This window comes from Marinococcus sp. PL1-022 (assembly GCF_033845285.1).
Taxonomy (GTDB): domain Bacteria; phylum Bacillota; class Bacilli; order Bacillales; family Marinococcaceae; genus Marinococcus.
In genome coordinates this window covers 1,143,959-1,156,897 of the sequence record NZ_JAWXCX010000001.1, presented here as the reverse complement: position 1 = coordinate 1,156,897, position 12,939 = coordinate 1,143,959, and the positions used below count along the sequence as shown (strand labels likewise).

9 protein-coding genes are annotated in these 12,939 nt (G+C 52.5%); all 9 read right to left on the bottom strand.

Annotated elements, in window-relative coordinates:
- Positions 1-99 precede the first annotated feature (99 nt).
- Entirely contained in the window at positions 100-4,428 is a 4,329-nt protein-coding gene (locus SIC45_RS05875) for a PolC-type DNA polymerase III (RefSeq protein WP_319631392.1), read from the bottom strand.
- 74 nt (positions 4,429-4,502) lie between these two features.
- Positions 4,503-6,215: a proline--tRNA ligase gene (locus SIC45_RS05870; protein ID WP_319631391.1), complete on the bottom strand. Its 1,713-nt coding sequence runs from the start codon at positions 6,213-6,215 to the stop codon at positions 4,503-4,505.
- 102 nt (positions 6,216-6,317) lie between these two features.
- Positions 6,318-7,586: an RIP metalloprotease RseP gene (gene rseP, locus SIC45_RS05865; RefSeq protein WP_319631390.1), complete on the bottom strand. Its 1,269-nt coding sequence runs from the start codon at positions 7,584-7,586 to the stop codon at positions 6,318-6,320.
- A gap of 60 nt (positions 7,587-7,646) precedes the next feature.
- Entirely contained in the window at positions 7,647-8,792 is a 1,146-nt protein-coding gene (locus SIC45_RS05860) for a 1-deoxy-D-xylulose-5-phosphate reductoisomerase (RefSeq protein ID WP_319631389.1), read from the bottom strand.
- Between the two features lie 40 nt (positions 8,793-8,832).
- A complete protein-coding gene (locus tag SIC45_RS05855; RefSeq protein ID WP_298784390.1) occupies positions 8,833-9,633 on the bottom strand; it encodes a phosphatidate cytidylyltransferase in 801 nt (266 codons plus the stop codon).
- A 21-nt stretch (positions 9,634-9,654) separates the two neighbouring features.
- Positions 9,655-10,416, bottom strand: coding sequence for an isoprenyl transferase (locus tag SIC45_RS05850; RefSeq protein WP_298784514.1), 762 nt, complete (start codon positions 10,414-10,416; stop codon positions 9,655-9,657).
- Between the two features lie 226 nt (positions 10,417-10,642).
- Positions 10,643-11,197 carry a ribosome recycling factor gene (frr, locus tag SIC45_RS05845; RefSeq protein WP_298784388.1) on the bottom strand — a complete coding sequence of 185 codons (555 nt, stop codon included), beginning with the start codon at positions 11,195-11,197 and terminating at the stop codon, positions 10,643-10,645.
- Positions 11,187-11,915 (bottom strand): UMP kinase, encoded by a 729-nt coding sequence (gene pyrH, locus SIC45_RS05840; RefSeq protein ID WP_413645502.1) that lies wholly within the window; start codon positions 11,913-11,915, stop codon positions 11,187-11,189. Before pyrH ends, frr begins: the two co-directional genes overlap by 11 nt.
- Before the next feature lie 129 nt (positions 11,916-12,044).
- Positions 12,045-12,926, bottom strand: coding sequence for a translation elongation factor Ts (gene tsf, locus SIC45_RS05835; protein WP_298784386.1), 882 nt, complete (start codon positions 12,924-12,926; stop codon positions 12,045-12,047).
- Positions 12,927-12,939: the final 13 nt, after the last annotated feature.

Here is a 12,939-nt window from a genome sequence, read left to right as displayed (position 1 = left end):
AAAGAGTGGGTATCCACCCACTCTTTCGCCGTCTCGATATACCTCTCACTGCCCATTATCATAGCACGATTTGTGCATTTTCGCAAGTCTGGCTAGTGTTTAGAACAGAGAAAGCTGGTTGGTATCCGGCAGCCCATCAAGGCATCCGTGCAGGTCGAGGTGCTCGATCACTGTTTTGGTTGCCTTGCTCCGCTGCTGCAGGTCTTCCTTGGATAAAAACTCCCCGTCGGCGCGAGCCTTTACAATGTTAACCGCTGCGTTCGTTCCTACGCCTTCCAAAGCGTTGAACGGCGGAATCAGCTGGTCGCCGTCGACGACAAATTCGCTCGCCTCCGAACGGTACAGGTCCACCTTCTGGAAACGGTAGCCGCGCTCGGTCATTTCAAGCGCAAGCTCAAGCACGGTCACAAGGCTTTTTTCCTTCGGAGAGGCGTCAAAGCCCTTCGCCTGAATTTCATCCAGCTTCGCGCGGATCGAGGTGCTGCCGTTAATCATGGTCGGCAGGTCAAAGTCATCCGCCCGGACCGTAAAGTACGCTGCATAAAACAGGATCGGATGGTGCACTTTAAAGTAGGCAATCCGGACTGCCATCAGCACGTAGGCGGTGGCGTGCGCTTTCGGGAACATGTATTTAATTTTCAGGCACGACTGAATGTACCACTCCGGCACGCCGTGGTTTTTCATTTCCTCAATCCATTCCGGGTCGAGCCCGCGTCCCTTACGGACGAACTCCATGATTTTAAAGGCGAGCGAATGCTCAATGCCTTTGTAGATCAGATACACCATAATGTCGTCCCGGCAGCCGATCACGTCCTTCAGTTCACAGGTCCCGTTCTGGATCAGCTCCTGGGCGTTTCCGACCCAGACGTCCGCGCCGTGGGAGAGCCCGGAAATCTGAACGAGCTCGGAAAACGTCGACGGCTTCGTATCTTCAAGCATCTGGCGCACAAACCGGGTGCCAAATTCCGGAATGCCGTACGTGCCCGTTTTGCAGTTAATCTGCTCCGGCGTCACACCAAGCACTTCCGGTCCGCCAAAGATTTTCATGACTTCTGCGTCATCGGTCGGAATCGTCTGCGGATCAATACCGCTTAAATCCTGCAGCATGCGTATGACGGTCGGATCATCGTGGCCGAGAATATCAAGCTTCAGCAGGTTGTCGTGGATGGAGTGAAAGTCAAAGTGCGTCGTTTTCCATTCCGACGTTTTGTCGTCTGCCGGAAACTGAATCGGAGAGAAGTCGTGAATGTCATACTCATCCGGAACAACGATAATTCCGCCCGGGTGCTGACCGGTTGTCCGCTTGACGCCTGTGCATCCGCTCACGAGCCGGTCAATCTCCGCTCCGCGCAGATGCAGCTCGTGGTCGCTCTGATAGCCCTTCACAAATCCATACGCTGTTTTGTCCGCCACGGTACCGATCGTTCCTGCGCGGTACACTTTTTCCTCGCCGAACAGTTCTTTCGTATAATTATGGGCCCGCGGCTGGTAGTCGCCGGAGAAGTTCAGGTCAATATCGGGTACTTTATCGCCTTTAAACCCGAGAAACGTTTCAAACGGGATATCGTGGCCGTCTTTAATCATGTCCACGCCGCAGCTGTCGCACAGCTTGTCCGCGAGGTCGAAGCCGGAGCCGACCGAGCCGTCGTCAAAAAACGTCGACTGCTTGCATTCCGGGCAAACGTAATGCGGCGGCAGCGGGTTCACTTCAGTAATTTCTGTCATCGTGGCAACAAACGAAGAGCCGACCGAGCCCCGGGAGCCGACAAGATAGCCGTCTTCGAGGGATTTTTTTACGAGCTTCTGCGAAATCAGATAGATGACGTCAAAGCCGTTGCCGATGATACTGTCGAGCTCTTTATCAAGCCTGGTTTTTACTAGTTCCGGTATAGGCGAGCCGTAAATGCTCTCCGCCCGGCGGTAGCACATTTCCCGTATTTCTTTATCCGAGCCTTCGATGTTTGGTGTATACAGGTCGCTCGGCACCGGATGAATCGTTTCCACCTGATCTGCGATCGCCTGGGTGTTTTCCACCACAATCTTTTCTGCAGTGCGGTCGTCCAGAAAATCAAAGCAGGAAAGCATTTCCCCGGTGGTGCGAAAGTGCACCTGCGGAAGCGTCTGGTTGTTCAGCGGGTTCGCCCCGCCCTGCGACGCAATCAGGATCTGCCGGTAGCTGTAGTCGTGCTCATCCATATAGTGGGCGTTACCGGTAGCAACGACCGGCAGGTTCAGTTCGTCCCCGGTACGGATGATTTTCTGAATCACGTCCTTGACGTCGTCGTAGCTTTTCAGAAGCTCTTTTTCCACCAGGTGCGCATAGTTTTCCGGCGGCTGCACCTCGAGGTAGTCGTAAAATTCAGCGGCTTTTTTCGCTTCGTCCTCTGATTTCTGCATCATCGTTTCAAACACTTCGCCTTTGTCACACGCTGAGCCGACGAGTATACCTTCTCGGTATTTCTGCAGCTTCGAACGTGGAATTCTCGGTGTCCGGAAAAAATATTCCAGATGAGAAAGCGTGACGAGGTGGTACAGGTTTTTCAGTCCTTCCTGCGTCTGGGCGATCAGCGTGCAGTGCGACGGGCGCAGGCGGTGAAAGCCGGACTGGCCCATGTTGTCATTGAGCTGTTTATGGTTGGTGATGTCCTGGGCGAGCGCATCCTTCATCATTTTCCACAGCAGATACCCGGTCGCTTCGGCATCGTAAATCGCCCGGTGATGGCTCACGAGTTCAATATCAAACGTTTTACAGAGCGTATTCAGCCGGTGGTTTTTTAAATTGGGATACAAAAAGCGGCCGAATTCGAGTGTATCAATTACCGGCATATCTGCCGTTTTACCGATTTTTTTGTAGCCCTCCCGGAGAAAGCCCATGTCAAAGCTTGCGTTGTGGGCGACAAGCACCGAGTCCTTGGAAAAGGCGTAAAAGTCTTCGAGCACCGGCTCAATTTCCGGCGCATCGACGAGCATGTCATCCGTGATGCCTGTCAGGTTAATAATGGTGTCGGTCAGTTTTTCATGCGGGTTTGAAAAGCGTTCAAACCGGTCAATAATTTCGCCGTCTTTTACCTTTACCGCTGCGAGCTCGATGATGGAGTCGTACACGACCGACAGACCGGTTGTCTCCACGTCAAAAACGACGTAGGTTCCTGTTTCAAGATCCACGTCCGCTTCGTTGTAGGCGATCGGGACGCCGTCATCGACGAGGTTCGCCTCCATGCCGTACAGCACTTTAATGTCGTGCTTTTTGCCGGCATTGTAAGCCTCCGGAAACGACTGGACAACGCCGTGGTCCGTGATGGTAACCGCCGGGTGGCCCCATTCGGCTGCCCGGGCCACGTATTCCCCAGCAGATACGGTCGCGTCCATCTGACTCATATTCGTGTGCGCATGCAGCTCGACGCGCTTCTCTTCGGCATCATCGGTTTTGGACGCTCCCTGCACCTGGATGACGTCATTTGCGATCATGACCAGATCCCGGACGAACGTATCATCCTGGACACCGCCACGGGCCTTTACCCAGATGCCTTTCTTCACGGCTTCAAGCAGCGGCACCTGTTCTTTATCCTTGGAGAACATTTTGATCATAATCGAATCGGTGTAGTCGGTAATTTTAAACGTTAACAGCGTCCGGCCGCTGCGGAGCTCCTTCGTTTCCGCTTCGAAAATGTAGCCCTCCACCGTAATGCGGCGCTCTTCCTCGCGGATATCCTTCAGCGGTACAGCTTCGTCCTTGATCGGATAGCCGATCTGAATCGACTGGGAGGCGCGTTTGGAATCGGCTTCGGATTCCTTTTTCTTGCGCTCCATCATCGCTTCAATCACTTTCGAGTGCTCTTCCTGCTTTTTCTTTTCTTCAAACTGTTCCTTTTCTTCATCGCTCGTTTTGGCTTCCATCGTAAATGTGGCGGCCGGCAGCCCGAACAGCGGCAGAACATCGTCCATTGTCTGCTGCAGCTTCGGCCCAAGCGAATTCATTTCAATATCGCTTTTACACGGGAAAATCAGCTCGCCCTCCCGCAAAAACGGCGCTCCCCCGTTCAGCCTCATGCGCAGGTGGGAATCATAGCTTTCAAGCTTCTGCATAATCAGCGGCCAGTAGTCCGGGACCGCGTCCACCGGCACGGTCGTGCCTTCTTCGTAATGAAGCGTAAAATCAATGTCAGCAATGCTTTCAAATGCGGACTGCAGTTTTTCCTTCAGCATCGCGTATACCGTAAATGGCAGCGGCGCTGCAAGCGTCAGGTGGAAATGCCACTGCTTTTGTTCTTTATGAATAACAAGCTTTTCGAGGCGGCCTTCGGTAAAATAACGGTTGGTTTCTTCCTCCGGCATGCCAATCTGCTCAAGTAGCAACTCAAAACGTTCCTGCTGGATGTGACGGTCGGTCTGCACGTTTCTCGCCTCACTTCTTCGTTCTTTTATCATTCATTTTATCAAAAAAATTCACTTTCGGCAGGGACCGGGAAGAGGGAAACCCCTCCTGGAGACACCAGAAAGGGTTAATGGATTTCAGCCCACAGCTTCTCTAAATACTGCGGAAGCTCACTGACAGCGACCTCCACGTTTTCCTCGGCTGTGCGGGATTTCACTTCCACAATCTGCTCTCCTGCTTTTTTCCCGCAGGCGATACGCACAGGCAGACCGTAGAGGTCCGCGTCCTTAAACTTCACTCCCGGCCGCTCTTTCCGGTCATCGAGCAGCAAGGACCATCCGCTCTTCTGCAGGGTCTCGTACAGCTCATTGCCAAGCTGCTGCTGCTCGTCCTGCTTCGGATTGAGCACCAGCAGATGCAGATCAAACGGGGTGGCTGCCTTCGGCCAGCAGATACCGCTCTCATCATGGTTCTGCTCTATAACGGCCGCAATCGTCCGGCTCACACCGACGCCGTAGCTGCCCATAATGATTGGGCGGGCTTTACCGTTTTCATCCAAAAACGTTGCCCCGAGCGCTTCGCTGTATTTCGTGCCAAGCTTAAACACGTGCCCGACCTCAATACCCTTGGCGAAACGGACCGTGCCCTTGCCGTCCGGGGATGGTTCGCCTTCCTGGATGAAACGCAGATCTGCGTACTGACCCACCGGGAAGTCCCTTTCCGGCACTGCGTGCTGGTAGTGCCGGCCGTTTTCGTTGGCTCCGCATACGGCGCCCGCCATGCCGCGGACCGCGTAATCGGCAAGCACCTCCACGTCTTCAGTCAGACCGAAAGGACCGATAAAGCCGGGCTCTGCTCCAAACACCTCTTCAATCCGCTCGGCGGACGCGGGTTCAAGCACTTCAGCGCCCACTGCGTTTGCTACCTTCACTTCGTTGACATCATGATCGCCGCGCATAAGCACAGCCACGAGACGGCCGTCTGCGTCAAATGCGACGGTTTTCAGACAATCTTCACGCTTGATCCCGAGCTTTGCAGCCACTTCTTCAATCGTGCGCTCCTCCGGCGTATCGACCAGGGTCATTTCTTCTGCGACCGGCTCCGGTTTTGAGACGTTATCCGGTATAGCGGCTATTTCGATATTGGCCGCAAAATCGCTTTCGTCGGAATACACAATAGTATCCTCCCCGACGTCGGAAAGCACGGTGAATTCATGGGTTTCACCCTGGCCGCCCATCGCTCCGGCATCTGCCTGCACCGCCCGGTAGTCCAGTCCCAGACGGGTGAAAATCCGCTCATAGGCACGATACATCGCCCAGTAGCTTTCATTCTGCGCCTCGTAGGACGTATCAAACGAGTACGCGTCCTTCATAATAAATTCGCGCGCGCGAAGCACCCCAAAGCGCGGACGCGCTTCATCGCGGTATTTGGTCTGAATCTGGTACAAAATCGCAGGCATGCGTTTGTATGTATTCATCTCATCCTTTACGAGGGCAGCAATATTTTCCTCGTGCGTCGGGCCGAGGACAAAATCCCGCTGATGGCGGTCTTTAAAGCGCATCAGCGCCGGTCCGTAATTGTCATAGCGGCCCGAGGCCTGCCATACCTCTGCCGGCTGCATGGCAGGTAGCAGTACTTCCTGGCCGCTTGCTGCATCCATTTCCTCGCGGACAATGCCTTCGATTTTACGGAGCACCCTGTGGCCGAGCGGCAGGTAGGAATAGACCCCGGCTGCACTCTGGCGGATCAGACCAGCCCGGAGCATCAGCTGGTGGCTCGCAATATCCGCTCCCTGCGGCACATCCCGGAGAGTGGGACTGAATAAAAATTGTTGTCGCATACTATATCAACCTCTTTCTCTTATACATCTGCGTCTGTAAGCTCTTTGGTTATTTTAACATAAGAACGGTGACGGGGCTTTGGCTCCGTCACCGTTTTTTTATTACGTGAATAAGCGGTTAATATCGTTCCACGTCACTGCAATCATGAGCAGCAGCAGCAGCGCGAAGCCGAGAAGGTGAATCATGCCTTCCTTCTGCGGTTCGATCGGCTTGCCGCGGATCGCTTCGGCAATGATAAACAAAAGCCGTCCTCCATCAAGCGCCGGGAGCGGCAGGAGGTTGACGATCCCGAGATTGACGCTGATCATAGCAGACCATGCAATCAGGGTCAGCAGCCCGGTCGCAATTACCTGATCCGTCGCGTCATAAATCCCTACCGGACCGGCCAGATCATCGAGGGAAAATTCCCCGGTCACTATCGTGCCCAGCGTCTGGAAAATCAGCGTGGACACTTCATACAGCTGAGTACCGCCGTACTGCAGCGATTCCGTGAAGGAACGTTCCAGTTCGGCATAAACGCCGATCTGGCCGACTTCCTCATTTGATCCCTCCTGCACCGGGATGCCGTCGATGGTAACAGTGTCTTCTATTGTTTCTCCGCCGCGTTCAGCGGTGACCGGGACTTCTTCTCCCGGGCGCTCCTGGACAATACCGGTCATTTCATCCCAGGAGTTTACGGACTCGCCGTCCACGGAAGTGATCACATCGCCTTCTTCAAACACAGATTCTTCCAGCGGCGAACCACCGGCAATACCGCCGATGGCCGGAGTGTCCTGCGGAACACCGTGCGCGAGAGCGTAAATAACAAACAGCACGAACGCGAGCACAAAGTTCATGAACGGGCCGGCAAAAATGGCCACTGCTTTTTTCCATGGCCGTTTGGAGCCAAACTGCCGGTCCCACGGCGCAATCTGCTCGCGCTTTTCATCGACAATCAGATCGCACGTCCGGTCGATCTCGTACCGCTTCAGCCCGGATTCTTCTTCATCCTCCACCGCTTCAATATACAGCTCGTGCTCCATATCGATGGATTCCACGGATACAACCTTTGCTTCCGGGTGCTTGGATTTATTGTTTACGATGATTTCTTTTACTTTTCCTGCATCGTTAAACGTCAGGCCGATTTCATAGCCTGGTTTAATATTGACCGGGTCCGGATCGTCCCCGGCCATTCGCACATAACCGCCAAGCGGCAGCAGCCGGATGGTATAAACCGTTTCATTGCGCTTCGTCGAAAATATCTTCGGTCCGAAGCCAATCGCAAACTCCCGGCACAAAATGCCGACTTTTTTGGCAAAATACAAATGGCCCCACTCGTGTATGGCCACCAATAAGCCGAACATGACAATTACCGCTATCAGCGTATCCAAAGCTTATTCACCTTCTTCTTTTGCTCTTTCTTCCCATTATAGAGTGTTTGTGAAAGAACGTCACGTTAAAAGCGTCTGCACGTGTTCTCTGGTTTCCCGGTCCACTCGTAAAATCGTGTCGAGATCCGGATGCTCAATCCGCTCGTGGCGTACAAGCGCTTCTTCCACAGCGGTTTCAATTTCAAGAAAGGCACACTGGCTGTTTAAAAACATCGCAACTGCCTGTTCATTGGCAGCGTTCAGCACCGTGCCCATGGAGCCACCGGCTCTTCCGGCATCATAGGCCAGCCGGAGGCTTCGGTAGCGTTCAAAATCCGGCGGCTGAAAATGCAGCGTGCCTATTTCCCACAGGTTCAGCGATTCCTTGGCCGGATAGTCAAGCCGTTCCGGATAGGTCATCGCGTACTGGATCGGCACGCGCATGTCCGGCAGTCCGAGCTGGGCAATCACACTGGTGTCCTGATACTCCACGAGTGAATGAATAATGCTTTCTTTATGCAGCAGCACATCAATACGGTCGTAAGGAATACCAAACAGCCAGTGGGCTTCGATGACTTCAAAGCCTTTATTCATCATCGTAGCCGAGTCGATCGTGATTTTGGCCCCCATGCTCCAGTTCGGGTGGTTTAGGGCATCCTCCACCGTAACTCCGTCAAGATCACTGCGTGAATAGTCACGGAAGCTTCCTCCCGAAGCTGTCAAAATCAGGCGGCTCACTTCCTTTAACTCATTTCCTTCGAGGCACTGGGCGATCGCCGAATGCTCGCTGTCAACCGGGAGCAGGCGTACGCCGTGCTCCTTTGCTTTCTCCATTACAAGGTGGCCTGCGGTGACGAGCGTTTCTTTATTGGCAATCCCGATATCCACCCGGTTTTCAATCGCCCGGAGCGTCGGCTCAAGCCCCATGCTGCCGCTGACCGCGTTCATCAGAAAGTCACAGGAGCTTCCCGCAATTTCCATCAGACCGTCGTGGCCCCAGACGATGCGCATGCGTCCGCCGTATTCCGCCTGAAGCGTTTCGGCGTCTTCCTTTGTATGGACAGCCGCAATTTCAGGGGAAAATTCTTCAATCTGCTTTCGCACCAGGTCAACGTTTTTCCCGGCAGCAATCGCTGTTATCCGGAACCGTTCCGGATGCAGTCGAACAACGTCAAGCGTCTGTGTACCGATGGATCCGGTGGACCCAAGCAATGCTATTCGTTTCATGGCTTAAACTCCTTTAGGTTGGCAACCTGCGTCTGAGGTATTAACCAAAAAAATAGAAAAAATGAAGCAGGGGCATAACGAAAATCAGGCTGTCGAACCGGTCCAGGATGCCGCCGTGACCAGGAAGAATATTCCCGGAATCCTTAACCGCGTAGTGCCGTTTCAGCGCTGATTCCACCAGATCCCCGAGCTGGCCAAAGATGGATGTCACCACAATAAAAGCACTCATTATCAGGTAGGACTCAAATACCGGGTACACCGCCTCAAAGATGAAGCCGACAATAAATGCCGCGACAAGCCCCCCGACAAATCCTTCGATGGTTTTTTTCGGACTGATCTCCGGCCAGGGCCGGTGGCGCCCAAAATTCTTTCCAATAAAATAGGCTCCGGAATCGGTTGCCCAGATTAAAAATAAAATCAGAATGACAACAGCAAGGCCGATGTCCGGCAGCTGGCGGATCATAATCAAGCTGTGAAACCCGTACCCTATGTACACAGAGGATAAAATGACGAACCCTGCTTCATCAAAGGTGAAGGAGTTTTTCGTGACTACTGTTAATGCAAGCAGGCCCAGAATCATCGTCAAAAAAATCTCTGTTTTCGTTATATGCTGCAAAAACGGAAAATCCAGCCATTCTGTGGGCACGAGCAGTATCCACATAAAGCCCATACTGATTACACCCCGGAAGGACAGCAGCGGGATCCGTTTCATGCGCATTATTTCAAACATGGCGACAGAAGCAAGCAAAGCGATCAAAAGAGTAAACCATTCGCGGCCTACAAATACAATCGCCAAGACGAGTACTGCTCCGATAAGACCGGTAATCGCCCGCAATCCCATACAAGACCTCCCCTTCAGTCGTTAAACGCCCCCGTACCTGCGTTTTCTCTGCTGATATTCTATGACAGCTTCCGCTAAGCCCTCTTCATTAAAGTCCGGCCAGAGCGTTTCGGTAAACCAAAATTCCGCATAAGCTAACTGCCACAGCATAAAATTGCTCAGCCGGATTTCGCCGCTCGTACGAATAAGCAGGTCAGGGTCCGGGATCTGGTTCGTGTACAGCCGGTTGGTGATTAACTCTTCATCGATAGCCTCTGCCTTCATCCGCCCCTCTTCCACGTCCCGGGCAAGCTCCTGCACCACATGGACAAGCTCATGCCTCCCGCCGTAGTTAAGGGCAAAGTTTAAAACGATGCCGGTGTTTTCGGCTGTGGCATCCACAGCCTCCTGCACAGCCTGCAGCGTATGGTCCGGCAGCTTGTCCGCATCACCCATCATCCGCACCTGTACGTTGTTTTTCATTAGCTTTGGCAGCTCTTTAGCCAAAAATCGCTCCGGCAGCTGCATTAGAAAATTCACTTCTGATTTCGGCCGCTTCCAGTTTTCCGTGGAAAAAGCGTAGAGCGTTAAGTACTTTATACCGAGCTCGTGCGCTTTTTCCACCACCTTCGTGATCGCCTTCATACCTTCGCGGTGGCCGGCTACACGGGGCAGGCCTCTTTTTTTTGCCCAACGGCCGTTGCCATCCATAATAATAGCCACATGGGCAGGCGTATTCACTTTCACTGCCGTGGCGTTCGCCTCCGCCCATGGATTTATTTGATTAAATAGTCGATCGTTCATAACGAGGGCACCAGCCTTTTCCCCTTTGTCTGATTTATATGGCGCGTGTGAAATCAATTCCATATAAAAACCGTTCCTGCCTCAGCATTGTTGAAGAACGGAAAGCAGTATATCTGTTTATGTGTTCTTTCCGGCAGCGCAAATAAATCTGCCGGTTTTGTACTTACAAAAAAACCCTCTTGAGTGCAGAGGGTTCCAGTCTGTTCCTATTGTAACTCGATTCGCATCAAACTTCCATAACTTCTTTTTCTTTTTGTTCGGCTGCCTGATCCACCTGACCGATGTATTTGTCGGTTGCTTTTTGCACCTGCTCCTGCTCACGCTTCAAATCATCCTCGGTGATTTCATTGCTTTTTTCATCTTTTTTCAGCGTGTCATTAGCGTCGCGCCGGATATTGCGGATGGCCACCCGTGCTTCTTCCGCGTACTTGTTAATGAGTTTGGTCATTTCCTTGCGGCGGTCTTCTGTCATTGCCGGAATCGGAATGCGGATTACTTCGCCGTCGTTACTGGGATTCAGGCCGAGCTCCGCCTTTTGGATCCCTTTTTCCACGTCCTTGATGGAGCTTTTATCAAACGGCGCCACAACAAGCAGGCGCCCCTCCGGCACGGTAATCGTCGCAAGCTGTTGAAGCGGCACCTCGGCACCGTAGTAGTCAACTACCACCCGGTCGAGCATGGAAGCGTTCGCCCTCCCTGTCCGCAGCGTGGCAAGCTCGCGGCTTAAAGAATCCACTGACTTTTTCATTTTCTCTTCTGTTGCTTTTATATCATGAGCCATCGTTGTTCCTCCTTATGATTGTTCCAATGTCTTCTCCCATTACGGCCTTCTTGATGTTTCCTTCTTCCATAATCGAAAATACGAGAAGCGGGATGTTGTTGTCCATACAAAGCGTGGACGCCGTCGAATCCATCACCTTCAGATCATGATTTAAAATATCCAGGTAAGTGAGCGACTGGTACTTTTTCGCGTCCGCATTCGCAGATGGGTCTGAGTCATATACCCCGTCCACTTTGTTTTTAGCCATCAAAATAATGTCCGCTTCGATTTCTGCCGCCCGCAGCGCCGCAGTGGTATCGGTCGAAAAGTACGGATTCCCCGTCCCGGCCGCAAAAATGACTACCCGCTTTTTCTCTAAATGCCGGATGGCTTTGCGGCGGATGTATGGTTCGGCTACCTGTCTCATTTCTATGGACGTCTGCACCCGTGTAGGAATCTCAATGTCTTCAAGGCTGTCCTGGAGCGCAAGCGAATTCATGACTGTCGCAAGCATGCCCATATAGTCAGCGGTAGCCCGGTCCATCCCTTTTGAACTTCCGGCCATGCCTCTCCATATGTTCCCTCCGCCGACAACAATCACTACCTCTGTCCCCAATTCTACTATCTCACCGATTTGAGAAGCAATAGACTGAATGACTTCCGGATCAATACCGTAGCCCTGCTGTCCTGCTAATGCCTCTCCGCTCAACTTCAACACAACGCGATTGTATTTCTCCATCGTCATGAACCCCGCCTTTTTATTATGTATCGCAGAAGCGCTGCGGCCTCTGCCCTGGTTTTGCTTTCAGAAAAAAGGAGAGCCTACGGACCCTAGAGGATTCGATATGGACTCTCCCATACTGCCGATTTATTTCTTTACCTGGTTCATTACTTCATCTGCAAAGTTTTCGTCGCGTTTTTCCATGCCTTCGCCTACTTCATAGCGGGCAAATGTGCGCACGGTAGCGCCCTTGCTTTTCAGGTAGTCGCCTACTTTTTGGTCTGTATCCTTTACAAATTCCTGATCAAGCAGGCAGATTTGTTCAAAGTACTTGCCAATACGGCCTTCCACCATTTTTTCAACGATGTTTTCCGGCTTGCCTTCGTTCAGCGCCTGCTGCTTCAGCAGTTCACGCTCGCTGTCCGCTTCTTCCTTCGGAACATCTTCACGGGAAATGTATTTCGGGCTGATCGCCGCTACGTGCATCGCCACGTCCTTGGCAAGATCGCCGTCTTCCGTGTTTTCAAGAACCGTCAGCACGCCGATGCGCCCGCCCATGTGAAGATAGGCGCCGAATGCATCACCGTCGTTTTTCTCTGCAAGCAGAAAACGGCGCAGGGAAATTTTCTCCCCGATACGTGCGATCTGGTCGTTAATGTAACGCTCAAGCGTCACTCCGCTTTCGATTTCCCCGGCAAGTGCCGCGTCAACGTCAGCCGGCTGTTCCTTCAGCAGGTACGTGGAAACGTCCGCGACGAGCTGCTTAAACAATTCGTTTTTCGCGACGAAGTCTGTTTCAGCGTTTACTTCCACGATCACTGCCTGGTTTCCTTCATACGTTGCGTACGTAAGACCCTCTGCTGCTACACGATCAGATTTTTTCGCTGCTTTGGAGATACCTTTTTCGCGCAGGTAGTTAACCGCTTCTTCCATGTTACCATCTGTTTCGTTGAGTGCTTTTTTGCAGTCCATCATACCTGCACCTGTTTTTTCACGCAGTTCTTTTACCATGCTTGCTGTTACAGCCATTTAAATTCCTCCT

What these genes read in the sequence shown, in the direction of transcription:
- tsf (WP_298784386.1), bottom strand. Translation starts at nt 12,926, where the DNA reads ATGGCTGTAACAGCAAGCATGGTAAAAGAACTGCGTGAAAAAACAGGT.
- SIC45_RS05860 (WP_319631389.1), bottom strand. Translation starts at nt 8,792, where the DNA reads ATGAAACGAATAGCATTGCTTGGGTCCACCGGATCCATCGGTACACAG.
- SIC45_RS05870 (WP_319631391.1), bottom strand. Translation starts at nt 6,215, where the DNA reads ATGCGACAACAATTTTTATTCAGTCCCACTCTCCGGGATGTGCCGCAG.
- frr (WP_298784388.1), bottom strand. Translation starts at nt 11,197, where the DNA reads ATGGCTCATGATATAAAAGCAACAGAAGAGAAAATGAAAAAGTCAGTG.
- SIC45_RS05850 (WP_298784514.1), bottom strand. Translation starts at nt 10,416, where the DNA reads ATGAACGATCGACTATTTAATCAAATAAATCCATGGGCGGAGGCGAAC.
- pyrH (WP_413645502.1), bottom strand. Translation starts at nt 11,915, where the DNA reads ATGGAGAAATACAATCGCGTTGTGTTGAAGTTGAGCGGAGAGGCATTA.
- SIC45_RS05875 (WP_319631392.1), bottom strand. Translation starts at nt 4,428, where the DNA reads ATGATAAAAGAACGAAGAAGTGAGGCGAGAAACGTGCAGACCGACCGT.
- SIC45_RS05855 (WP_298784390.1), bottom strand. Translation starts at nt 9,633, where the DNA reads ATGGGATTGCGGGCGATTACCGGTCTTATCGGAGCAGTACTCGTCTTG.